At 57.9% G+C, this 23,915-nt stretch carries 22 protein-coding genes; 13 read left to right on the top strand and 9 right to left on the bottom strand.

The window, feature by feature from the left end:
* The first annotated feature begins 6 nt into the window (after nucleotides 1-6).
* From QOS90_RS14095 to QOS90_RS14125, 7 genes are all read left to right on the top strand, one after another.
* A complete protein-coding gene (locus QOS90_RS14095; protein WP_027915667.1) occupies nucleotides 7-939 on the top strand; it encodes an acetaldehyde dehydrogenase (acetylating) in 933 nt (310 codons plus the stop codon).
* Complete coding sequence (gene mhpE / locus QOS90_RS14100) at nucleotides 936-1,964, top strand: 4-hydroxy-2-oxovalerate aldolase (protein WP_027915668.1); 1,029 nt, start codon at nucleotides 936-938, stop codon at nucleotides 1,962-1,964. The genes QOS90_RS14095 and mhpE overlap by 4 nt, the downstream gene beginning before the upstream one ends.
* Entirely contained in the window at nucleotides 1,961-2,755 is a 795-nt protein-coding gene (locus tag QOS90_RS14105) for a 2-keto-4-pentenoate hydratase (RefSeq protein ID WP_027915669.1), read from the top strand. Before mhpE ends, QOS90_RS14105 begins: the two co-directional genes overlap by 4 nt.
* Entirely contained in the window at nucleotides 2,748-3,173 is a 426-nt protein-coding gene (locus tag QOS90_RS14110) for a RidA family protein (RefSeq protein WP_025754657.1), read from the top strand. The genes QOS90_RS14105 and QOS90_RS14110 overlap by 8 nt, the downstream gene beginning before the upstream one ends.
* A gap of 20 nt (nucleotides 3,174-3,193) precedes the next feature.
* Complete coding sequence (locus tag QOS90_RS14115) at nucleotides 3,194-3,766, top strand: 3-hydroxyanthranilate 3,4-dioxygenase (RefSeq protein WP_027915670.1); 573 nt, start codon at nucleotides 3,194-3,196, stop codon at nucleotides 3,764-3,766.
* Complete coding sequence (locus tag QOS90_RS14120) at nucleotides 3,763-4,749, top strand: amidohydrolase family protein (RefSeq protein WP_027915671.1); 987 nt, start codon at nucleotides 3,763-3,765, stop codon at nucleotides 4,747-4,749. The genes QOS90_RS14115 and QOS90_RS14120 overlap by 4 nt, the downstream gene beginning before the upstream one ends.
* Nucleotides 4,750-4,810: 61 nt before the next feature.
* The gene (locus QOS90_RS14125) at nucleotides 4,811-5,767 is read left to right on the top strand and encodes a LysR family transcriptional regulator (RefSeq protein WP_027915672.1); all 957 of its coding nucleotides are present in this window, start codon (nucleotides 4,811-4,813) and stop codon (nucleotides 5,765-5,767) included.
* A gap of 108 nt (nucleotides 5,768-5,875) precedes the next feature.
* On the opposite strand, the gene QOS90_RS14130 is transcribed toward QOS90_RS14125, so the two are convergent.
* Together QOS90_RS14130 and QOS90_RS14135 are read right to left on the bottom strand one after the other, a co-directional pair.
* Nucleotides 5,876-6,475, bottom strand: a complete 600-nt coding sequence (locus QOS90_RS14130) for a cytochrome b (protein ID WP_025754653.1) — start codon at nucleotides 6,473-6,475, stop codon at nucleotides 5,876-5,878.
* Nucleotides 6,475-7,551 (bottom strand): catalase family peroxidase, encoded by a 1,077-nt coding sequence (locus QOS90_RS14135; protein ID WP_027915673.1) that lies wholly within the window; start codon nucleotides 7,549-7,551, stop codon nucleotides 6,475-6,477. Before QOS90_RS14135 ends, QOS90_RS14130 begins: the two co-directional genes overlap by 1 nt.
* A gap of 95 nt (nucleotides 7,552-7,646) precedes the next feature.
* Between QOS90_RS14135 and QOS90_RS14140 the strand changes: the two genes are divergently transcribed.
* On the top strand, nucleotides 7,647-8,042 hold the full coding sequence (locus QOS90_RS14140; RefSeq protein WP_231100239.1) for a winged helix-turn-helix transcriptional regulator: 396 nt from the start codon (nucleotides 7,647-7,649) through the stop codon (nucleotides 8,040-8,042).
* 105 nt (nucleotides 8,043-8,147) lie between these two features.
* On the opposite strand, the gene QOS90_RS14145 is transcribed toward QOS90_RS14140, so the two are convergent.
* Nucleotides 8,148-8,942, bottom strand: coding sequence for an AraC family transcriptional regulator (locus tag QOS90_RS14145; protein WP_027915674.1), 795 nt, complete (start codon nucleotides 8,940-8,942; stop codon nucleotides 8,148-8,150).
* A gap of 88 nt (nucleotides 8,943-9,030) precedes the next feature.
* On the opposite strand from QOS90_RS14145, the gene QOS90_RS14150 reads away from it, so the two are divergent.
* A complete protein-coding gene (locus QOS90_RS14150) occupies nucleotides 9,031-10,239 on the top strand; it encodes an MFS transporter (RefSeq protein WP_027915675.1) in 1,209 nt (402 codons plus the stop codon).
* A gap of 220 nt (nucleotides 10,240-10,459) precedes the next feature.
* Here QOS90_RS14150 and QOS90_RS14155 read toward each other — a convergent pair whose 3' ends face one another.
* From QOS90_RS14155 to acnA, 6 genes are all read right to left on the bottom strand, one after another.
* Nucleotides 10,460-11,482: an alpha/beta hydrolase gene (locus tag QOS90_RS14155; RefSeq protein WP_231100240.1), complete on the bottom strand. Its 1,023-nt coding sequence runs from the start codon at nucleotides 11,480-11,482 to the stop codon at nucleotides 10,460-10,462.
* An 88-nt stretch (nucleotides 11,483-11,570) separates the two neighbouring features.
* Nucleotides 11,571-12,296: an ABC transporter substrate-binding protein gene (locus tag QOS90_RS14160; RefSeq protein ID WP_027915677.1), complete on the bottom strand. Its 726-nt coding sequence runs from the start codon at nucleotides 12,294-12,296 to the stop codon at nucleotides 11,571-11,573.
* 13 nt (nucleotides 12,297-12,309) lie between these two features.
* On the bottom strand, nucleotides 12,310-13,563 hold the full coding sequence (locus QOS90_RS14165) for an OprD family porin (RefSeq protein ID WP_027915678.1): 1,254 nt from the start codon (nucleotides 13,561-13,563) through the stop codon (nucleotides 12,310-12,312).
* A 73-nt stretch (nucleotides 13,564-13,636) separates the two neighbouring features.
* The gene (locus tag QOS90_RS14170) at nucleotides 13,637-14,857 is read right to left on the bottom strand and encodes a lactonase family protein (RefSeq protein ID WP_231100241.1); all 1,221 of its coding nucleotides are present in this window, start codon (nucleotides 14,855-14,857) and stop codon (nucleotides 13,637-13,639) included.
* Nucleotides 14,858-14,928: 71 nt separating this feature from the next.
* A complete protein-coding gene (gene prpF, locus QOS90_RS14175) occupies nucleotides 14,929-16,077 on the bottom strand; it encodes a 2-methylaconitate cis-trans isomerase PrpF (RefSeq protein ID WP_025755077.1) in 1,149 nt (382 codons plus the stop codon).
* A complete protein-coding gene (gene acnA, locus QOS90_RS14180; RefSeq protein WP_027915680.1) occupies nucleotides 16,077-18,704 on the bottom strand; it encodes an aconitate hydratase AcnA in 2,628 nt (875 codons plus the stop codon). The genes prpF and acnA overlap by 1 nt, the downstream gene beginning before the upstream one ends.
* A gap of 294 nt (nucleotides 18,705-18,998) precedes the next feature.
* Between acnA and QOS90_RS14185 the strand changes: the two genes are divergently transcribed.
* The 4 genes from QOS90_RS14185 to QOS90_RS14200 all read left to right on the top strand — a co-directional run bounded on the left by QOS90_RS14185 (nucleotide 18,999) and on the right by QOS90_RS14200 (nucleotide 23,888).
* On the top strand, nucleotides 18,999-20,318 hold the full coding sequence (locus tag QOS90_RS14185) for a CitMHS family transporter (RefSeq protein WP_027915681.1): 1,320 nt from the start codon (nucleotides 18,999-19,001) through the stop codon (nucleotides 20,316-20,318).
* Between the two features lie 255 nt (nucleotides 20,319-20,573).
* Complete coding sequence (locus tag QOS90_RS14190) at nucleotides 20,574-20,741, top strand: hypothetical protein (RefSeq protein ID WP_155738208.1); 168 nt, start codon at nucleotides 20,574-20,576, stop codon at nucleotides 20,739-20,741.
* 406 nt (nucleotides 20,742-21,147) lie between these two features.
* Nucleotides 21,148-22,074: a GntR family transcriptional regulator gene (locus tag QOS90_RS14195; RefSeq protein WP_027915682.1), complete on the top strand. Its 927-nt coding sequence runs from the start codon at nucleotides 21,148-21,150 to the stop codon at nucleotides 22,072-22,074.
* Between the two features lie 1,445 nt (nucleotides 22,075-23,519).
* Nucleotides 23,520-23,888 carry a histone-like nucleoid-structuring protein, MvaT/MvaU family gene (locus QOS90_RS14200; protein ID WP_027915683.1) on the top strand — a complete coding sequence of 123 codons (369 nt, stop codon included), beginning with the start codon at nucleotides 23,520-23,522 and terminating at the stop codon, nucleotides 23,886-23,888.
* Nucleotides 23,889-23,915: the final 27 nt, after the last annotated feature.

Consider the following 23,915-nt stretch of genomic DNA (forward strand, 5'->3'; position numbering starts at 1 on the left):
CCCTAAATGAGCCAGAAACGCAAAGTAGCCATCATCGGTTCCGGCAACATCGGCACCGACCTGATGATCAAGATCCTGCGCAACGCCAAGCACCTAGAGATGGCAGCGATGGTCGGCATCGACCCGGCCTCCGACGGCCTGGCCCGCGCCGCCCGCCTGGGCGTGACCACCACCCACGAAGGCGTGCAGGGCCTGACCCGCCTGCCGGTGTTCAGGGACATCGATTTCGTCTTCGACGCCACCAGCGCTGGTGCCCATGTGAAGAACGACGCCTTCCTGCGCCAGCACAAGGCCGACCTGCGCATCATCGACCTGACCCCAGCGGCCATCGGCCCGTACTGCGTGCCGGTGGTAAACCTCGAGCAGCACCTGCAGGCGACCAACGTCAACATGGTCACCTGCGGTGGCCAGGCGACCATCCCAATGGTCGCGGCGGTATCGCGGGTGGCCAAGGTGCACTACGCCGAGATCGTTGCCTCGATTGCCAGCAAGTCCGCCGGCCCCGGCACCCGCGCCAATATCGACGAATTCACCGAGACCACCAGCAAGGCCATCGAAGTGATAGGCGGCGCGACCAAGGGCAAGGCGATCATCATCATGAACCCCGCGGAACCGCCGCTGATGATGCGCGACACGGTGTACGTGCTGAGCGAGACCGCCGACCAACAGTACATCGCGGGGAGCATCGAGGAAATGGCTCGCGCAGTGCAGGTCTACGTGCCGGGCTACCGCCTCAAACAGCAGGTGCAGTTCGAACCCGTGTGCGGCCTGAGGTTGCCTGGGCAGGGCACCTTCACCGGTCTCAAGACGTCGGTGTTCCTTGAAGTGGAAGGCGCCGCCCATTACCTGCCGGCTTACGCCGGCAATCTCGACATTATGACCTCCGCCGCGCTGGCCACCGCCGAGCGCATGGCACAAGCAATGGGGGCGTCGGCATGAACGGCAAGAAGCTCTATATCAGTGACGTAACCCTGCGCGACGGCATGCACGCCATCCGTCACCAGTATTCGCTGGATGACGTGCGTGCCATCGCCACGGCGCTGGATCGCGCCAAGGTCGACTCCATCGAAGTCGCCCATGGCGATGGCCTACAGGGTTCCAGCTTCAACTACGGTTTCGGTGCCCACACCGACCTCGAATGGATCGAAGCAGCGGCCGACGCGGTCAACCACGCCAAGATCGCCACGCTGCTGCTGCCAGGGATTGGCACCCTCCATGACCTGAAGAGCGCCTATGACGCCGGTGCTCGCATTGTTCGCGTGGCCACCCACTGCACCGAGGCAGATGTTTCGCGCCAGCACATCGAATATGCCCGTGAACTGGGCATGGACACCGTTGGCTTCCTGATGATGAGCCATATGCACACGCCTGAAGGGCTCGCGCAGCAGGCCAAATTAATGGAGGGCTACGGCGCCACTTGCATCTATGTGGTGGATTCGGGCGGGGCGATGAACATGGACGACATCCGTGCGCGCTTCCGTGCGGTCAAGGCTGTGCTCGACCCAGCGACGTCGACCGGTATCCATGCCCACCACAACCTCAGTCTGGGCGTGGCCAACTCCATCGCCGCCGTGGAGGAGGGCTGCGACCGCATCGACGCCAGCCTCGCCGGCATGGGCGCCGGCGCCGGCAACGCCCCGCTGGAAGTGTTCATCGCCGCTGCCGACAAGCTTGGCTGGCAGCACGGTACCGACGTGTACGCGCTGATGGATGCCGCCGACGACCTGGTGCGCCCGCTACAGGACCGCCCGGTACGGGTGGACCGTGAAACGCTGGCCCTGGGTTACGCCGGGGTCTATTCGAGCTTCCTGCGCCACGCCGAAGTGGCCGCTGCACGGTATGGCATCAAGGCCGTGGACATCCTCGTCGAGCTGGGCAAGCGGCGGATGGTCGGTGGCCAGGAAGACATGATCGTTGACGTCGCACTCGACCTATTGAAGCCATCGCTGGAGAAGCGTGCATGAATACCGATATTGCTCGTATCGCCGAAGCCCTTGACCGAGCGGCGCGAAGCGCCGAACCACTGGCACAGTTCAGTGGCAGCACCGCCTTTTCCCTGGATGACGCCTACCGGATCCAGCGCGCCTCCATGCAGCGTCGTTATGCCGATGGTGAGCACAGCATCGGCATCAAGCTGGGCTTCACCAGCCGCGCGAAGATGGTGCAAATGGGGGTGGATAGCCTGATCTGGGGGTGGCTCAGCAACACCATGGTGGAAGAGGACGGCGGCCTGATCGACTTGGCGCGCTACATTCATCCGCGAGTCGAGCCGGAGGTTTGCTTTCTAACGCGCCGTGCGATTGATCGCCCGCTGACCCTGCTGGAAGTAGGCAATTATGTCGAGGCCGTGGCGCCGGCGCTGGAGATCATCGATTCACGCTACCAGGCGTTCAAGTTCAGCCTGGAGGATGTGGTGGCGGACAACTGCTCCTCGGCCGGCCTCACCATTGGAGCTTGGTCGCGCAACTTCTCTGGGCTGGACAACGCCGGCGTAGTGATGCGCCTGGATGGGCGTGTGGCTCAGGCCGGCTCCACGGCTGCAATCCTCGGCAATCCGCTGCGCAGTCTAGTGCAGGCCTCACGCCTGCTGCACGGCGCCGAACTCGAATTGCCCGCGGGTAGCCTCGTGATGGCAGGCGCCGCCTGCGCTGCGGTGGCGTTGTACCCAGGCGTGCATGTCAGTGTCGATGTCCATGGCGTTGGGCAGAGCAGCTTCAGCGTCCGCGGTGACCACGGAGGCGTCAGCTATGAGTGACCTCAACGCCACTGTCGTTGCTGGCAAGGCCACACCGCGTGGGCGCTTTCCGCATATCAAGCGTGCGGGTGACTTCCTGTTCGTCTCCGGTACCAGCTCACGGCGCCCGGACAACAGTTTTGTCGGCGTCGAGGTGGATGCCATGGGCACCACCCAGCTAGACATTCGGGCGCAGACTCGCGCAGTGATTGAGAACATGCGCGACATCCTCGCCTCTGCAGGTGCAAGCCTTGCAGACGTGGTGGAGATCAGCAGCTTCCTCGTCGATATGAACGACTTCGGCGGATACAACGACGTATACGCCGAATACTTTGACGAAAGCGGCCCGACCCGCACCACCGTAGCCGTACACCAATTGCCGCACCCCCATCTACGTATCGAGATCAAGGCCATAGCGTACGCGCCGCGTCGTCGCTGAACCGTTGGGAGAAAACAACCATGGACAAGCATCACTTCAGCGCCCCTTTCAACTTCAACCGCTGGATAGACGAGCACGCGCACCTGCTCAAGCCGCCGGTTAACAATCAGCAGATATGGCAGGACAGCGATTACATGGTTACCGTGGTGGGTGGGCCTAATCAGCGCACCGACTTCCATGACGATCCGGTGGAGGAGTTTTTCTACCAGTTCAAGGGCAATGCCTACTTGAACGTCTGGGACCGAGGTCGCTACGAGCGCGTCGACCTCAAGGAAGGCGACATCTACCTGATGGCCCCCCACGTTATCCATTCGCCGCAGCGTCCTGAGCCCGGCAGTCTGTGTCTGGTGGTGGAGCATCGCCGCCCGGAAGGGCAGTCCGACGCCTTGCAGTGGTCCTGTGCGCACTGCGGCACCGTGGTCCGGCGCTATGAGTTGAGGCTCAAGAGCATCGTTGCCGATCTTCCACCGGTATACGACCAATTCTATACCACCACCGATGAAGAGCGTCGTTGCCCTGGTTGCGGCGAAATCCACCCAGGCCGCGATTGGCAGACCTGGCACAACACGCTGCGTGAGGTCCACGACTTATGAAAATCGATATCCATTCGCACTTTCTTCCCCGCATTACTCAAGCCGAGGCCGCCCGCCTGAGTCCTCAGCGTGGCCCTTGGCTGCATACCGAGGGGCGTCAGGGGCAGATCATGCTGGGAGATAAGCCGTTCCGTCCGGTACATGATGTGCTGTGGGATCCGCAGCGCCGCATCGAACACCTGGATGAGCAGGGCTTGGACGTGCAAGTGATGTGCGCAACGCCGGTGATGTTCGCCTACGACCAACCTATCGCGCAGGCGCTGCCGTGGGCACAGATGATGAATGATCGAGCCCTGGAGATGACGGCCCAGGTACCCGATCGCCTCAAGGTACTGGCCCAGGTACCCCTGCAAGATATCGAGGCGGCCTGCCTTGAGGCCAGCCGGGCCAAGGCCTGTGGCCATGTCGGGGTGCAAATCGGCAATCACGTGGGCAACCACGATCTGGACGAAGCGGGCCTGATCACCTTCCTGCACCACTGTGCGGTGGAAAATATCCCGTTGCTGGTGCACCCGTGGGACATGATGGGCGGCGAGCGCATGAAGAAATGGATGTTGCCTTGGCTTGTCGCGATGCCGGCGGAAACACAGCTGGGTATCCTGTCGCTGATCCTGTCTGGCGCTTTCGAACACTTGCCGGCGTCCCTGCGCATCTGTTTCGCCCATGGCGGCGGCGGCTTCGCCTTCCTCCTGGGACGGGTAGATAACGCCTGGCGCCATAGAGATATTGTCCGAGAGGATTGCCCGGAACTGCCGTCAAGCTATGTCAAACGTTTCTTCGTCGACTCGGCGGTCTTCGACCCTCGTGCACTGCGTTTGCTGGTGGACGTGATGGGGGCAGACCGCGTCATGCTGGGCTCCGACTCTCCCTTCCCGCTAGGCGAACAGGCCATTGGTGCTGGTGTACTGGAGCATCCGCAGTTGAGCGAGCAGGACAAGTCGCGTATCTGCGCCGAGAACGCCCGGGGATTCTTCGGCATTTGATTGGCCATCGCGAACGAGCGGCAACCTGATCGGAAAAAAGTCGTGGTTGCCGAGGAGCGTCATGAAATCAAGCGTACTTACGGTTTCGCGCAAGCTGAAGTTCTACCAACTGGTGGTATTCGACCAGGTCGTGCAGAGCGGCTCACTAGTGCGTGCAGCTCAGATATTGAACATGACTCAACCTGCCGTCACCAAGGTTATCCATGAGATAGAGTCGTACTTCTCCGCGCCGTTGCTGGTACGTAGCAATCGCGGCGTGCGCCTGACGGAGCTGGGCGAGGTAGTGCTGCGCAGAGCCCGTGCAATGCTGGCAGAGCTTAGGGCGCTAACTGATGAAGTGCAGGCTCATCACGAGGGGGGGGCAGGCCATGTGGTTGTAGGCACGCTAATTTCAGCTTCGGCATCGTTGTTGCCGCTCGCGCTACGGCTGCTCAAGGAGCGCGCCCCGCAGGTGCTGGTGTCGGTGCGGATCGGGCAATTCGATCAACTCTTCCCCGCCTTGATAGTGGGTGAGGTGGACCTGGTGATCGGGAGGATCCCTGACGACTGGCGGGGGCGGGAGGAGAGCCGGACGTTGGGCGTTGACTCGCTTTACGTGGAGTCTTTGTCGATCGTTGCCGGAAGCCGACACCCGCTACACGATCAGGCCGTGTCGAGCTTGGCCGATTTGCAGGCCTATCCGTGGATTTTGCCGCCACCCGGCTCGTCACTACGTCGTACCGTCAATGGGCTTTTTGCCGAGGCTGATTTACCGCTGCCAGCCAATGTAATCGAGTCGCTGTCGGTGCTTACCAACGTAGCGTTGATGCAGGACCAGAAGACTGTGGGTTTGCTGCCGATGGAGACGGCTAGGCAATTGTCTGGTCAGGGCGGGATTCGAAGCTTCACCTTCGGCACGCCCTTACGTTTCGGCGGGATCGGCTGTTTTTATCCCCATAACCGTGACCCCGGGCCTGCCGCCAAGCTTTTTAGGGAATGCACCCGACTTGCCTGCGAGCGGCATGTCATCAGCGACTGACAGTCGCCCCCCGGTAGAACCAGTGATGGTTATTCCGCCAAAAGGCGAGAGCGGCCAGTCAGGGCTGACCGCTATCGGTTCAACGCCAGCGCGGGATATTCAAACGCATCAAGACGTGGGCCGCGAGCCGGATCCAGCTTTAGCTCGTTCGTCGCTGGCGCCTCGGGCCATGCTGGAGAAAACACCGTCTCTTAGTACCCAGGCATGCATCAATGCGGCGCCCAGATGTCCCAGGATGATCGCGAACAGCAGCCACGCCAGAGCGCCATGTGCCAGCCGAAGCCATGCGTAGAGCACCGGGTTTTCCGGAACCAGCGCAGGCAAGCTCCAGTCGCCCAGAAGGATGACGGGCCAGTTGCCTGCCGAACGCACCGCCCAGCCGAGCACTGGCAACCCCACCATCAATAGGTAGAGCAAGCCGTGCAACAGGTGGGCGGCTACGGCTTGCCAGCGGGGAATACTTGCGGGCAGTGCCGGCACAGGCCGGCAGAAGCGATTGGCCAGGCGCACCAGTGCGAGGCAAAGGATGGCGATGCCCAACGGCTGATGCACGTCGATCAACACGGGACGGAGGGCTAATGAGCTCATCATGGCTACCCCGATGAACAGCATGGCCATGATGGCGATCGCCATTGCCCAGTGCAGTAGCCTGGCGGTTAGGTTGAAGTGCCGGGGACTGCGCGTACGGGTAGTTGGTACGTCTTGCATCACTTGTGCTCCTGCTGGCCAATGGCGTCGGTTGCCCTGCCGAACGCGATTTCGCGCAGACGTGCATTGTAAGAGTGCGAGTAAATACCCGCGCGCGCTGCTAGCACAGGATCGTTCGAAAGCGCGATACCGGATGGCACCAAGGTGGGGTCGAAGTTGATATCGCGACAGCCCCCTTCGCGCTGATCGCGAACGCTGGTCACTTCCAGCGTGCCGGCGACCACTTGCTGTCGCTCGTCGGGCCAGGGTTGTGACGGATCATCGACCGGATCTCCCGCCTGCGCCAATTGCAGTACCAGATCCCAGCGAACGGGCGCTTGTGCCACCCGCTTCTTGATATCGTCGAACAGGAAATCACGGCTGGATCGCGCCCGCTCTTCCGGGGAGAGGCCATGGAAGGGAGCGTGGGGCCGCATGAACCAGCGCACGGGCTGGCGTGTGCCATCTGCCGCAAGCAGGATAAATGCGTTGATGACGTTGTACTGGGCCTGCGCAAAGCTGCTCGGCCAAGGCGCAGTCGCCTTGTACTCCACCGCCTTGCGAGCCTCTGGGTACTTTTCGAAGAACGCCCCGACTCGCGCGGGGTCAGGCTGTCCGGTGGTCGGGTCAGGCTCGAATGCGTGCCTTTGTGCCAGGAACCCCTCGGCATCACGCGTAGGGAAGTAGGGGGCATTGTTCAGCTTCATCCGCCATTGAGATCTGTCGTCTGCACTCAACAACAAGGCCATGCTCACCGTGGCGGTAGAGGCGTCCGGCGCATGGGGGTCGGCGGATCCGATCGAGAAACGTCCGATTGCCGGGACTTCATCCTGGGCGAACACTCGAGCGGTCGAGAGCGACGCCGCTGCATTGCTGCTGCGAAAAACTCCTGCGAAACAGATGCCCTTACCATGCGCTCGACGATAGCCCGGTTCGAAGTGCTGCAGCGAGTCACCGAGAAACGTTCGAGTGGTGGTTCGGCCCCCGACCAGCCCGGCGGCCCAGGCGAATGACAGTGCCAGTGCGCCGACGATGGCTGCGATGACCAGCACGGGCATCCAGCGTTTATTGAATGTGGGACGTTGCAAAGCGCTCACCCTGACCTTGACCGATGATTGGCACGCACTATAAGTTTGCTACCCCACCCTAAGGAAGTACGCACCTTTTGGTTAGTACAATGACTGACTCTCGCTTGGACACCGTCAACCCCCAAGACTCATCCGCGCTTGACGAGCACACGCTGACCGCCAAGCTCAGGCGCGGCGACCTATTCACGGGCAAATGCAAGGCCAGGGAAGTGCTGTCTCACGTCACGAGTCTGTGGGGAATGCTATGCCTGATTGCGCTAATTGACGGCACGCTGCGTTACAGTGAGCTGCGTCGCAAAGTGAACGGCGTCAGCGAAAAGATGTTGTCGCAGACCCTTCAGCGGCTGGAAGGCGATGGTTTCGTGCGCCGGACCTCATATCCCATTGTCCCTCCGTGGGTCGAATATGATCTGACCCCTTTTGGTCAGGAAGCCGCCGCGCATGTTGCGGCACTTGGCGACTGGTTGGAGATGAATCTCCATAAAGTCCCTAAAGCCTAGCGGGGTCATGACGACTCATAGCTTCCATTGCCGGATTTGTACAACGGCCACTGTGTAAAAACTAGTTTTTGATAGCTTCGGCCCCTCGGATTCGCGAGCGGAGTGTTAGCGCAAAGAAGAGAAGTACTGGGTAGGTGACTTACCTACGGCTTTCTTGAACATCGTAATGAAGGCATTAACGGAGTCATATCCAAGAATGCCCGCCACACGTTGCACGGATACCCCCTCTGCCAAATGGCTGAGTGCGATCATCAAATGCAGCTGCTGGCGCCACCGCCCGAAGCTGAGCCCGGTCTTGCTTTCAACTAGCCTAGCCAGCGTTCGTTCACTAGTCGCAAGCCGAGTGGCCCATTCGCGCAGGGTGGTGCGGTCGCCGGGAGTAGCAAAGAGCGTATCCGCGATGTGTTTGATCTTCGGATGGTCTGATATTGGCAAGTGCAGCTCTTTCACCGACGCATCGGAAAGCTGCTCGAGTAGCACTGCAACCAACCGCGCGGCCTTGCCCTCTGAAAGACAAGAGCGGTCCTGCTCAACAAGGTGCAGGATCAACTCCCGGACAAGCGGCGTAATAGCAAGTGTACAGCACCCATCAGGCATGACAGCTGCGCTGGGCTCGACGAACAGAAAGCAGGTACTGGCATTCGCGGTTACACGACAACAGTGTGGCGTGCCGCCGGGGATCCATACCGCGTGCTGGGGTGGCACCAGCCAGATTGCGTTCTGCACCTCACAGCTCACCGCCCCCCGCAAAGACAAGATCAGTTGGCCTTTACGATGATCATGTGTGCCGGTGCCGGAATGATTAGGTTCCGGCACAACCTTGAGTGCAATCGCCGCCTGGAAAAAAAGGTCTGAATCGAAATCTTCTGGTGAGGAAACGACATTTTTTGAGAATGGCATGATTTAGGTATCATATGGCTTGATATCTATATTCTATAACTCTCAAGCTCTCTACAGTTGCCTTTTTTTTAGAGGACAGCTAGAGAATATGTCAGATACAAAAAACAAGTGGCAGGCCACCATGCTCGTCGCGGGCATCCTGCTTATTGCCATTAATCTGCGCGCTCCCTTCACGGGCATCGCGCCCATTCTGCCGCTAATCCAGAAGGATTTTGGCTTGAGTGCATCAGCACTGGGCCTGCTCACTTCACTGCCACTCCTTGCTTTTGCGGGGTTCTCCCCGCTCAGCGCTGCGGTCGCACGAAGGTCCGGTACTGAGCGCACCCTTTTCGGTGCTCTGTTGGTGATTTCAGTGGGCATCCTACTCCGCTCCGCAGGTAGCGCGTGGGCGTTATACGCTGGTTCGATACTGATAGGCACCGGAATCGCCCTTGGCAATGTGTTGCTTCCCAGCCTGATTAAACGCGACTTCTCATCGAAAATGGCGTCTATGATCGGCGCTTACTCCATCACGATGGGCGCAGCAGGTGCTGTTACGTCAGCCGCTATCGTTCCTCTGACCCAATCATGGGGATGGTCGATAGCCCTGAGTTTGGTGGTGGCAGCCCCGCTGTTGGCGATGTTGGTGTGGCTACCGCAGTTGAAAGTTAAAGAACACCTGAGCCTGCCCAGCCCGAACCAAGCGGCATCTGTGGCGGTATGGCGTTCGCCGCTTGCCTGGCAAGTCACCCTGTTCATGGGGCTCAACGCGTTGCCTTTTTATGTCACAGTGAGCTGGCTTCCTACTATTCTGATGAACCATGGGATATCCCCCGAACAAGCAGGAACAATACACGGCACGCTTCAACTGACTACAGCGATTCCCGGCTTGATCCTGGCGGCCACGCTTCGCCGTCTCACAGACCAAAGACTGGCGGCCGCTACCGTCAGTCTGCTAACAGCCTTATCACTTATCGGACTTATTTATGCGCCAGGCCACGCTATGTGGTGGGCCGCATTCCTAGGCTTTGGTTCTGGCGCCAGCATGATGCTCGGCCTGACGTTCATCGGTTTGCGCACAAAGAACTCCGTTGACGCGGCTGCACTTTCAGGAATGGCGCAATGTGTAGGCTATTTGATGGCAGCAGCAGGCCCGATATTGCTGGGGCAACTGCACGACTCAACCGGTGGTTGGACGGCACCGCTGCTGACCACCGCCGCCATCTCTATCGCAGGTGCATTCACCGGCATTTTGGCAGGACGCAACGTCCAACTCGAACCCTCTTCTCGCTGCGCAGAATTTACTGGTTCTGAGTAAGGGGAGGCAGTGCTTGCCAGATCGGCTTGCGGCTGAGTTAACGTCCCGAAGCCCGCTGCCATCCGATCGACAGCATTGGTAGCTTAAGGCACGGTAATACATGCGCACATCCCAGGCTCTAGGATCAGGGCCTACATTAGTCACTGCTTGGGAGAATATGGCATGCGTCTGCTGGTGAGTTTCGCCACCCAGCCTGCGACTCAAGACCAACCTTGATCAATCAATCGAAGGCCCGAGCGTCGAAGAACTGAATGGTAGTGTTTAAGGCTTCTAGATTGGTTTTATGAGTGATCGTACTATCTTGCTCGCAGATGAAGCTGTGACCAACATCGGGATACACAGTAAGTTGGTGCGGAACGTTAGCTGCAGCTAACGCATGCGCTAATTGAATACTTTGTAAGTAAGGGACTTTTTCATCTTTTCTCCCTACCAAAATCAAGGTGGGCGCTGTTTCGTTGCTAACTTCTAACGCCGGACTGGCCCCTTTAGGAACATCCGAGGAGTCGGGTAAGTAACGCAGTAATTGCGACTCTGGAGCGAGCTCGTGCTGCGGAAGAGACAACCCGAGGAGTTGGGCTTGATAAGGTAGGGTTTGGAAGCAGAACACGCCGTACCATACCGCTACGGCTTGAATTGTGACAGCACGGCCTCCAGGTTCGGCCGCGGGAGAGTTACCATCGGTCCACGGGTTGCCCAAACTTGCAGCGATCTGCGCGCCAGCGGATACTCCCCAGACGTAGGTATTGGTAGTGTCAATTTGAAGATCTTCAGCGATTCCTGCCAGATAATTCAGGGCGGCTTTGGCATCCTCGAGCTGTCCAGGCCACCTCACTTCCGCGCTCAGTCGGTAGTTGATCGACGCCACGGCATATCCGCGGGCGGCTATCTCTGCCAGCAGCCGCGGGAAATCGCTGAACACTCCTGACCGATGACTGTCGCCTCGTCGCCATCCGCCGCCATGTATATAAATCAGCAACGGGGAAGGAGAGGACCGACGCGGGCTGGGCGGTAGGTAAAGGTCCAGTGTCACAGGACGATATCCCTCGATCCGTGCGTAGGGCATTGCTCCATTAAGGGTTACGCCATTGTCAAACTCAACAATCCAGGGCGGCATTGCGTCTTTGTACACCATCGAAGCGCTGGTCTTTGCGTCTATCCAACTGTCCATTCTATTGGGATGCTCTATTGCTGATTCGCGAACGATCTGAAGAACCGAACTTGCCAAAAAATTGATTGATGGCACTAACGATTACCCTGTAACTGTTTGTTTTCACAGATCGGGACCAGTGAAGCCCATCAGATTATATGAGGCCTCGTCTCCAGTATCGACCTCAACGGGGTGCGCTGACGTCGGTTTGCCCGCTGGCAAGTAATGCACCCCGGATGAAGCCCTCGGCCAATCGTCGTTCGACGAAGTCTCTAACATAGGCTGCTCCAGCATCACGGCCTCGTGGCACTGCGACTGCTTGGCGGATAGCGGTGAAGGCTCCCTGCATCACCCGATAATTCTGATTCTTGGCTGCGATTTGTTCCAGCGGTTGTCTGACCCCGGCGGCAGCATCCAGGTCTTGGTCAATGAATAGGTCTACTGCACCTGCAGACGTTTCAGCTCGGTGTAGCTCTGCATGCTGCAACGTACGTGACAGGTACAGGTCGTAAGCAGCGCCGTTGCCTACCGCAAGCCGAAGTCCAGGTTGATCCAGGTCCTCGGTTTTGGAATAGGGCGACTCGGCCTTTACCAGATAGGTCCCTTCGATAAGTACGTAGGGTTCACTGAAGCTGATCTGGGCGGCGCGGACAGGCTCGATAGCCAGGAAGGCCAACGTCCACGCGTTGTCTTCAAGTGCAGCGAATACCTTCCCGGCCGCGTCGTATGTGCGCAATTCGAGACCTACGCCCAGCTCTTCGGCCAGCGATTTAGCAAGTGCAACAGAAACACCATGCGGTTCTCCGTCAGCGCCTGGCTGAGCCAGCACTGGGTTACCGAAGTTGATCGCCGCACGCAGAATGCCGTTGGGCGCCAGGTCCTTGAGAACCTGCTGGGCAATAGGGCTCATACCTTCTCCTGGGTTAGAAAATTGGGAATGTGTAGGACACGATCAGGCGGTTTTCATCCGCGCCACGTGCAAAGCTCGATCGATAGCTCGCGTTACGCCACCGGACCGATACGTTCTTCAGGGCACCGGATTGCACCACATACTGCAGTTCAGTGTTGCGCTCCCATTCATGGCCCTCACCGGTGATGGTCGCTGCGTCGGCCTGGTCGCCTCGCAGGTAGCGGGTCATGAAGGTCAAGCCAGGAATGCCGAGAGCCGCGAAGTTGTAGTCGTAGCGCAATTGCCAAGACCGTTCACCGGGCTCGGCGAAGTCGTTGAGCTGGACGAAGTTGACCAGGTAAGGATCAGTTCCATCGAGATAGGGCATGGAGGTAGAACCGTTCATCTTTTGCAGTCCCAGACCAAGCGCATGTCCGCCCAAGCTGTAGGTGAACATGCCGGAAATTGCTCTGCTATCGATACGTCCGCCCAAAGCTCGACCGTCATCGTCGCTATCCATGTAGCGAAGATCAGCTTTGATCTTCCCGGGGCCCACTGGAATCGAATAGTTCGCCCCCACGAAGTGTTGGTGGTAGACCTGTTCCAGCTCTGCATATTGATAGGTCAGTAGCAGGTCTTTTGTGAGCTGGTAATCCAAGCCGCCCAGCCAGAAGGCGTCACCTTCGGTATTGCCTGTGAAACGACGGTTTTTGTTGTTTAGTGTGATCGGTACGCGGTCTGTCGAGTCGCGATCGGTTTGGCGCTCGAAGCGGGCACCGATGAAGGACAGCGAATCGAATTCTTTGCTGGTGAGCAGGCCGCCCTCAAAGGTCTGGGGAAGGAGGCGGCCAGTGTTGGCCTGAACAGTGGGCAGCTTGGGGATCAGAGTGCCGTATTTAAGCTCTGTCTCGGATAGGCGCATCTTGCCAGTCAGGCCCAGGCGGCTGAACTCGTCAGCAGCGCGACCATCATCATGAGTCGGTAACAGGCCAGTACCGGTTCGATCGGGACTTGAGTCCAGCTTCAGGCCGAGCATGCCCAGAGCATCGACCCCAAAACCGACTGGCCCTGGTGTGTATCCGGACTTCGCATCGAGAATGAAACCATGGGCCCATTCTTCGCGCTTTGACTGGCCAGCACCGTCACGGAAATCGCGGTTGATGTAGAAGTTCGTCGTTTGCAAGGTGACCTTGCTGTCGTCGATAAAACCATCCCCATAGGCCATAGCTGCGGCCAGGCAAGGAGTAACGGCGAGAAGCTTGCAACCAATCTTGTTTTTGTTATGCATGTGCTGCTCCATCGATTGGAACGTGGGGTATAGGCGTGCCTCCCGGCACGCCAGGATCAGGAAAAAAAGAGGTTCAAGCGGTGCGGAAAATCATGCAGACCGGGCTGCCGGTCTGGATCTGATGCTCCAGCAAAGCCAGTTCGCCTTTCGGGCTAATGGAGAATGTCTTGATGTTGTCGCTGTCTTCGTTAGCGACGAACAAGAAGCGACCGTTAGGGGACGCGGTCATGAACCGAGGCTTCTTGCCGTGGCTAGGTACGTTGCCGATCGGGTTGATCTTCCCGGTAGGCTGATCCACCGAATAAATGGTCACGCTGTCATGCCCGCGATTTGAAGAGAACAAATGTACTCCATCCGGTGCAATGACCAGCGCTGCTGCACGGCTGTCCCCTACAAAGTCCTGAGGGAGGGCTGGAACCATCTGGAATGGAACCAGGGAGCCGTCATTCTGGTTGTAGCGGTAGCTGGTGATCGTGCTGTCCAGTTCGTTCACGACGTAAGCAAATGACCCGGTCGGAGAGAACACCACATGTCGAGGTCCGGCCCCCTCGCGTGCCTTGATTTCATGCGCTAGTTCAGGCTTCAGTGCGGTCCCGTTCTGCTTCAAATCGAACACAAAGACTTTATCCAGTCCTTTGTCCGGGACCACCAGGAAGCGGCCCGATGGATCGCGTGGGATCATGTGCGGGTGGGAGCTCGCCTGCTCGATCTTGTGCGGGCCAGGGTTGCCCGGAAGGTCGTATTTGCTGATGACGGGTTGCAGGTGGCCGGTCTTATCGAACGGCAGAATGACAATGCTGCCGGTGGCATAGTTGGCCACAGCGAGGAATTTGTTGCTCTTGTCCACGGTAAGATGGACGGGGTTGTTCCCTTCGCAACTAACCGAGCTCACCTTCGTGAGCGTTCCGCTGGCTGGCTCAATTTGGAATGAGCTGACAATGGACTGGTCGCCATGCACGCAGAACAGCAGGTTCTGGGTTTGGTCGAGGCACAGGAAGGATGGGTTCGTCAGATCGCCGACGGTTTGAACCAGTTCGGAGCGACCTGTCTGCGGGTCATGTCGATAAACCGTGATGCCTGCACCGCGGGCGTTACGCTCGCGAGTGGTTCTGGAGCCCACATAGACAATTTGGGTTTTGTTCGAGTTGGCAGGCTGCATAGCGTTCTTCTCAGGTCCTGATTTGGCATCTGCCGCTCCCGCGCCGAGGCCCAAAATGGTTGCCGCAGCGACGATGGAAGTAGAAGAGAGCAGCGTGCGTCGAGAAATGGCGGGTGAGAACGGTGATGGGCACATAGCAAAATCTCATCGTTGTTTTTGTTGTGATGAGTACCGCCGACCTTCGAAGGTCGGCGGTAGCTGAGCAATCAGTACTTCGACGGTACGAGCACCCAGCCTTCCATCAGGCGACGGGCGCTTCGGCTCATGACGGCCTTGTCCACAATCCAGTTGCCATCGACTTGGGTGGTCTGCGCGCCTACGGCAACGGTGCCGGCGGTGTGGCCCATGTTGACTTGGCGTTCACCGATATCGCCGACGATACGGTTGACCAGCGTGCCTTCCAGAGCGGCCGCCACGGCAACGGCTACAGCGCCAGTGCCGGTGATTGCGTGGTGCAGTTTGCCCATGGAAAGGATGCGGGCGATCACATCGATCTCGCCGGCTTCGACTGTCTTGCCACCGGCAGCGCCGTAGGTTTGCGGCGGAGCTACCAGGCAGAGCTTCGGCGTGTGAGGGCGAAGGCGCGTTGCTTCTTCAGCGGTAGCCGCCAGACCCATGGCCACGGTGCAGTGTGCGCGGATGGTTTCCAGCGATTGCAGCAGTTCGGCGTTGCCGTTGACCTGGTCTTGGGTCTCGGTCCCGGTCAGGCCAACGCGCTGGGCGTCGACGAAGATCGTCGGGTTGCCTGCGTTGAGCAATGTTGCCGGCAAGCCTGGGAAGCCAGGGATATCCAGTTCATCCACGACATTGCCGGTTGGCAGAATGCTGCCGCCCGAACCGCCAGGCTGAAGGAATTCCACGACGATTTCGGCAGCAGGGAAGGCGACGCCATCCAGCACGAAATCACCTTCTTCAACGACCTCGCCATCCTTCATCGGGACATGGGCGATGATGCGTTTCTGAATATTGGCCTGCCAGATGCGGATGGTGGCGATGCCGTCACGAGGCGCATCGACGAGCCCTTGGCGAATGGCGAAAGGACCGACGGCTGCGCTCAGGTTGCCGCAGTTACCGGACCAGTCGACAACCGGGTTTTCGATTGCCGGGGCGCCGAACAGGTAGTCAACATCGCAATCGGTACGACCCGATTTACCGATGATGACGACCTTGCTGGAGCTGGAGGTGGCAGCACCCATGCCGTCGATCTGCTTGCCATAAGGATCCGGACTGCCAATGACGCGAAGCATCAGTGCATCGCGCTCTGGGCCTGCAGCCGGAACATCTTGCTCAAGGAAAAAGACGCCCTTACTGGTGCCGCCGCGCATGAATACGGCAGGGATTCGAACTTGAGTCATTACACTGCTCCTTCCAATTGCTTCGCTTTAGCAGCCTTGTCCATGCTCTCCACCAGCAGCTGCGGCAGCAGGCCGCCGCGGCGGAAGTAGCGCACGTCTTCATGTGTATCCAGGCGGCTGGTGACGGTTACGTTTTCAGTGGAGCCATCTGCACGCTCAATGACGAGTAGCAGCTTGTCGCCAGGCGCGAAGGTGTCGTTGATGCCTTCCACCGAGAACTTCTCGTGACCGGTCAGGCCCAGCGTCTTGCGAGTTACACCTTCTGGGAACTGCAGCGGGAGGATGCCCAGGCCAGCCAGGTTGGTGCGGTGGATGCGCTCGAAGCTCTCGGCCACGACAACGCGCACGCCCAGCAGGCGAGGGCCTTTGGCTGCCCAGTCACGCGACGAACCACTGCCGTACTCCTTGCCTGCCACTACTATCAGAGGCTGCTTGCGATCGGCATAAGCTTGGGCGGCTTCGAACACGGTGCTCACGCGGTTTTCCGGCAGCAGCAGCGTCCAAGGGCCTTCGCGGCCGTCAGTCATCAGCTCGTTCTTCAGGCGAGGGCTTGCGAAGGTGGCGCGCTGTGCGGCTTCGTGGTTGCCGCGACGAGTGCCATAGGAGTTGAAGTCATCAACACCAATGCCGTGGCCTTTCAAATACGAACCTGCGTCGCTGTCCGGCAGGATGGCGCCCGACGGCGAGATGTGGTCGGTCGTAATGTTGTCCGCCAGCATCACCAGAACGCGCATGTCTTTCAGGTCGCGTTGAGGGTCGGTAGCAGTCAGCTCATCGCTCCAGTACGGCGGCTTGCGGATGTAGGTGCTGCTCTGGTCCCAGGCGTACTGATCGGTAACGCCGGCGCGCAGGTCAGAGGCGATGACGCCCGCTTCGCGAGGTACCGAGCTGTAAGCCTTGTCGAACAGGTCGGCCGACAGTGCTTTCTTCTCGATCTCGTCCAGCTCTTGATCCGAAGGCCACAGCTCGCTGAGGTAAACCGGCTTGCCTTCGGCGTCGGTGCCGAGCGCATCCACTTGCGGGTCGATGCGGTAGGTGCCAGCAATCGCGTACGCCACGATCAGGGGAGGGGACATGATGAACACTTCACGAGCCAGCGGGTGTACGCGACCTTCGAAGTTGCGGTTACCGGAGGTCGCTGCAACGGTTTCCAGCTTGCGAGTGCGAATTTCGTCCTCGATCTCTTTGCTGAGCAGAGGGCCGGACATGCCGTTGCAGGTCGTGCAGCCGTAACCAACAACGTTGAAGCCCATGTTGTCGAGGTCCACGTTCAGACCTGCACGGTCCAGGTAGTCGGCGACCACCTTGGAGCCGGGTGCGAAGGAAGTCTTGACCCATGGAGCACGACGCAGACCGCGCTTGAGTGCATTGCGGGCGACCAGGGCCGCAGCGATCACGCCACGGGGGTTGGAGGTATTGGTGCAGCTGGTGATGGCGGCAATCACGACCGAGCCGTTATCCAGGTCGGTAGGGACGTCTTTTGCTGCTTCGCCTTTACCCAGCAGGATGCGCTGGTGAGGTTGTTTCGGGCCGGCAATCGCACGACCAACGGTGCTCAGGTCGAGGGTGACGACACGGTCGTATTCGACCGATTCCAGGCTGTCATGCCACAGACCTTGATGTTTGGCATAAGCCTCGGTCAGCTCGGCAATCTCACCGCCGCGACCGCTGAGTCGCAGGTAGTGCAGGGTGCGATCGTCGATCGCGAACATTGCTGCGGTAGCGCCGAACTCAGGAGCCATGTTGGACAGGGTGCCACGGTCCGCCAAGGACAGGGCGGCAACGCCTGGGCCATGGAATTCCAACACGCTGCCGATTACGCCGGCTTTGCGCAGGCTTTCGGTCAAGGCAAGCGCGATGTCGGTAGCAACGTAGCCCGATGGCGGGACGCCTTCCAGTCGGACGCCGACGATTTCTGGAACCCGCATCATCAGGGCTTTGCCCAGCATTGCGGCTTCTGCCTCGATGCCACCAACACCCCAGCCCAGCACGCCGATGCCGTTGATCATGGTGGTGTGGCTGTCAGTGCCGACTAGCGTATCTGGGAATGCCCACAGATCACCTTCAACTTCACGAGTGCCGATGACGGTGGTCAGGCGCTCCAGGTTGATCTGGTGAAGGATGCCGTTACCTGAAGGCACGATCGACAGGTTGTTGAAGGCCTTGTTGCACCAGTCGAGGAATGCAAAGCGTTCGGCATTGCGCTCGCGCTCGATGGCTTCGTTATCGGCCAATGCGCTGGCATCACCCCAACGCTCTACGTTCAGCGAGTGGTCCACGACGAGGTGAGTAGGGGTGACCGGGTTTACCTGGCGTGGATCGCCGCCTGCTTTTGCTACTGCGTCACGCAGACCGGCCAGGTCGACCAGGGCAGGGGTGCCGAGCAGGTCCTGAAGAACCACGCGAGCGGGGCGGAAGGGGATGTCGCTGTTTTTAGATCGAGTGCAAATTACCTTCAGCGCTTCGTTCGGCTCTGCTTCGGTGCGCAGGACGTTTTCAGCGAGGATCCGGAGGCTCATTGGCAGGCGGGCAAAGTCGCCGCCTATCGCTTTTACAGCTTCCGATACGTTGCAGACGCGGTAGTCGCGACCGTTTACGGCCAGGGTTTGGCCAATGTGCTTGCTCATGCCGGGGACCTCACAGGCGTGTTTTTTGTGAGGCGATATTGCACTTTGTCTAAACTTGAGTCAATTTATCTCCAGCAGAAAAACTTCGGTCGAGCGCCGAATGGTCACCTTGAAGCCTGAAGACCGGCCATTTATCTGCCTGCCAACCTTTCCCGCACAAAGACAAAAACGAGGAAATTCAAGATGAAATGCAATCAGACCTACCGTAAATCCGTCCGGCACCAGTCCGCTCAGTCCCTTTCGTTCCGCTAAAGCTTGGCTTCGCGGCACTAAAACAATAAGGAGAGAGCCATGCTGCTGACCGTGCTCGGTTTTTCGATGGTCACCTGTTTCATGTACCTGATCATGACCAAGCGGCTTACCGCCCTGGTTGCCTTGATCGTGGTACCGATCGTGTTTGCCCTGATTGGTGGCTTCTACGCCGGCCTGGGCGGAATGATGCTCGACGGCATCAAAACGTTGGCGCCGACTGGTGTCATGCTGACCTTCTCGATTCTTTACTTCGGCATCATGATCGACGCGGGACTGTTCGATTCATTGGTGCGCTGCATCCTGAAGATCGTGAAGGGTGACCCGCTGAAGGTCTTGGTCGGAACCACGATCTTGACCATGCTTGTATCCCTGGATGGCGACAGTTCCACTACTTACATGATCGTGGTCGCCGCATTCCTGCCGCTTTATCAGCGCCTGGGAATGAGCGTTCTGGGCCTGACCTGCGTGGTCAACATCGCCAACGGCATCATGAACATCTCCCCGTGGGGCGGCCCTACTGCCCGCGCTGCGGCTGCGCTGCATGTCGACGCTATGGACATCTTCCTGCCTATGGTGCCGTCGATGCTGCTGGGCTGCGCCTGCTTGCTCTTCATCGCAATTCTGCTGGGTCGACGTGAGCGTGCTCGCCTGGGCGTGATTGCCGTGGATGATTTCCACAACGGCTCTATCGCGTTGGGTAATGGTTCGCATGAGGAGTGCGATCGCAATCGCCGTCCGCACATGTTCTGGCCCAACCTGTTACTCACTGCAACGATGATTGGCGTGTTGATGGCAGGTATCGTACCGATTCAAGTGCTGTTCATGGTCTGCTTCGCCATCGCGGTGATGATCAACTACCCACATCTGGAGCAGCAGAAAGAGCGTATCTCCGCTCACGCGGGCAACGTTCTCGCGGTGACTTCGGTCATTTTCGCCGCAGGCATCTTCACCGGCATCCTTTCGGGTACCGGCATGGTCGATGCGATGGCGAAGGGGCTGTTGGCAGTCATTCCTGATGCGTTTGGCCCATACCTGGCGGTGTTCACTGCCTTGGTCAGCATTCCGTTCACCTTCTTCATGTCGAACGATGCCTTCTACTTCGGCATCTTGCCAGTGATCGCCCAGACCGCCGCTACCTACGGAATCTCGCATCTGGAGATCGCCCGGGCATCGGTGGTTGGTCAGCCTGTTCACTTGCTCAGCCCATTGGTGCCTTCGCTATATCTGCTGGTGGCGTTGGCAAAAGTCGACCTGGGTGACCACCAGCGCTTTGCGTTGAAATGGGCGCTCCTGGTGAGCATGGCCATGTTGGTAGGTGGCGTGATGTTCGGAGCATTCCCGGTCTATCACTCAGCTTCGTAAGTTGATGGCTGGCCGTCGGCTCTGCTGGCGGTTGGCTGTTGGCTGGGTATCTGTTCTTCGGCAAGCCTGAAGACATGCGGTGGCTGTGCAGCCAAGAGAGCAAAACTATCCTGGATTCGCGTTCCGGTGGCGGCAAAAAGGGGGTGCTGCAGCTTCTGCGCAAGGCTGCAACGTCTACACCCAGTATCCCCTCCTGACCTGGCTGCCGAGCTACCTTCAGCAAGAGCGGCATCTATTGCTGGAGAAATCGGTCTAGTGACTGCCATCCTGTATGCTGCTGCAATCGTGCTATACATGGGGCTGGGCAACCTCATCGGCTGGTATCTGACTCGCGGTGGCGGGTTTAACTCAGGCAAGCGCCGTAACGTGATTGCGATCTCGATGCTGATTGATAACTGCATTTTTTCTTGTGCCGTTTGCTGAATCTACTGCATCGCTTGTTTTGATTACGTCGCTCACTTTGGCTGGCATCGCGTCGACTACTTCGCTGAACTTCTCTTTGCTCAAGGACCTGCTGCCAAGTACCGGTGACGTTGTCGGGCAGTTGCGTTCATTGTCGTTGGCGGAAACCTTTTCGGTGTGGCCGCTCCGAGCGCCACTGGGACGCTGTTCAAGCCACGAGTTCGTACAACTGGTCCTCATGATCGCAGGCATCCTCCTGGTGGCTGGTGCGTTTATTGCACTGCTATGACCCGTAAGCCAATGGTCTCGACATCTGTTAACGCCGAACTCCATTTGGAAATGAACCCGCAAAAGGCATAATGTGGGAGCTGTGGGGTTCGTCTGATGGGAGGAGCCCCACAATCCAACGCCCCAACTCGGAAAAGATATGAATTTGACGCCTCTTCAAGCCCGCGTGGCTCGCGATATCGTTGCCTATGTTCGCCAAGAGCAACTGGCTGCGGGGCATCATGTCTCGGAGCTAGGACTGGCTAAGGCTTTGAAGACGTCACGAACTCCTATCAAGATTGCTCTCAACTACCTTGCCGAGCGAGGATTGCTGAGTCAGGACCGCAATCGCGGTTTTTTCCTGGCCAAGCCCTATGATGATCTGGCTGAAATTGCCCAAGATTTGTCGGTCTCCATCGACGACCCGGTCTATCAGCAGATCGCGGTGATGCGACTGAACGGCCAGATTCCTGAGCAGTTTGCTGAAACGGACCTGATGCGTTTATTCAACATTTCACGCTATATGCTGCGAGGGGTTTTGAGCCGCATTCAACAAGAAGGCTGGATTGAGCAGCGTGCCGGCCAAGGCTGGCAATTCCTGCCGATGATCGACTCGGTCGAAGCCTACGAAGAAAGCTATTCCTTCCGAGCGATCATCGAGCCGGCGGGACTGCTTGCCCCAACGTTTATGATCGATACCGAAGCTTTGGCTCGCTGTAAAAAGCAGCAGCAATTCATTGCTGATGGCGGCTACCTGACCATGACTCCGCAGGAACTGTTCGAATCAAATGCTCAGTTTCACGAGACGCTTGCCAGCTTTTCCGGCAACAGATTTCACGTCCAGACGGTTCGTCGTCTCGACCAGCTTCGCCGTCTTGTGGAATACCGTCAGGCTAGCAAGCGCGCTCCTCGGCGAGAGCAGGCGGTTGAGCATCTCGCTATCCTTGCTTGTCTTGAAAAAGGTGATCGGCTTGCAGCAGCTGATCACATGCGTAAGCACCTGGAACAAGCTCGCCGGCATAAAGTTGCAGCTGAGTTATTCGAGGCAGGTGAGCTGCCAATCAAAGTTGCTTTTGAGTCGGATTGAGCTGGCAGTCTGGACCGCTTGTTCTATTCAGTTGTCTTTCCGGTTTAAATTGCGCAGTGCTGGTTTTCATGTTCCAGCGTACGTTCATCCGGTCCATGTTGGTGATGTCTGGTAGAGGTGGTTATAGCGGAGTCGTTTGTTGGCGCCCGCTCAGCGATAATTTCTGGATGTTGCATCAGATAGGCCTCGAACGCACGAGCGATCTTGTAGCTATTGTAAGGGGCCCCTATCCATAAGCCAGCTAAAACAAACAATTGGAGGCCCGTATGCTAGCGATAGATTTACTAGGCCCTTGCTCATCAGCAGGTCCGAGTTGCTGGAGTAGTCAGTTCCGTTGTTTCTGTGCGAATGGATCAGGTTCGCGGTCTAGCGGCATTCGTTTTGGGTAACCATCAATTGGCGGCTAACTGGCTCATCGAACCGGCCCTTGGCTTGGGGGGGCGCCCCCTGCAGTCTTCTTATGGATAACGAAGGGTATCGCCAAGTCTGCGAGTGCCTTGTGAGAATGGATTATGGTGTTTATTGATGCGCTGAGGACGTGAATGTGAGTTCCGGCGTTTGGATAGTAGGGTCCCGCTGCGGTGGCGGAGTGCTATGTAGGTTTGAACGGATGGATGAGGTGCACGAGAAGTGGAAAAAACATGCGATACAGACTCGATTGTTTTGATCGTGGAGCAACATGATTTTCGTCATCCAGTTTTGACTCGTGCGGCCTGACGGCCTTCGCTGAGCGGATTGGGTCGTCCCCATTCGCAGCAGATCTGTGACAGACAGAATCTGATGAGTAACAGTTTAGGGTGGCTGAAGAATTTCCGCTTCCTTTGTCCGGTCTGACCAGAAATATGCACAACGAAGCACATCATAGATGCGCAGGTTCATAGTATTTACTAATAAAAATCTTATCTTCATTAATCATTACTATTAATGGCAGCAATGGTAGTAGCTCACTACCTCTCGTCGCAGGATCGACCATTCTCAATCGAAAGGTCGTTTTATGAACTGGTCAGACCGCTGCGCTTACCGATTTGTATTTCACTTCTGGGTGCAAATAAAGTCAATTCAGCTGCAAATTCAAGCTCACAACGCTATTTACTCGAGGAGTGTGACCTGACCGGTCTAACCTGTTACGCCTGCTCGTGTGGTTGAGGAGCGTGCGAAGCTAGGCCGGGCTGTCGTCCTATCAGTCTGGGTATAGGAAGTTAACCGTCGGTTGAATGTGATGCGCGGGACGATTGAGCGTGTCGAAAAGGCACGTGAATTCTGCAAGCAGAGTAGCCTGCGGTCAGTACAACATCATGGATGTGTCAAGATTTATGCACTCTAGAGAAAACAATCCATGGTAAGTTAAAGTCAACGATGATTTAGAATCAGCGTCAAACTAAAAGACATCGTTAACGAAATGCTTTAGGATGTCCGACTATTTTCATTAAATTTGAGGATCTCATATGTCCCGCCTGGCAGAATTCCGTCAGCTTGAGCAAAAATTGGCCGCCCAGCTGGCCGAGCTGGAAGAAATGAAAAGCTCTTCTGAGCTGCAGAAAGAAATCGAATTTGAGACCAAGCTGCGCGATTTGCTGAGCAAATACGGTTACAGCCTTCGCGACATTATCAACATTCTGGATCCGCAGGCGAACCGTCGTTCAGTCGCTCCTTCAGCTGCAGAAAAGTCCCCGCGCCGCGCCCGTGAGGTGAAGCAGTACAAGAACCCGCACAATGGCGAGATCATCGAAACCAAGGGCGGCAATCACAAGCTGCTTAAGGAATGGAAAGCCGAGTACGGATCCGAGGAAGTGGAAAGCTGGCTGGCTCGCTAGAATCATCTTCCGAACGCAGACAAACCG

Source organism: Pseudomonas sp. LAIL14HWK12:I10 (assembly GCF_900184205.1).
Lineage (GTDB): Bacteria > Pseudomonadota > Gammaproteobacteria > Pseudomonadales > Pseudomonadaceae > Aquipseudomonas > Aquipseudomonas kermanshahensis.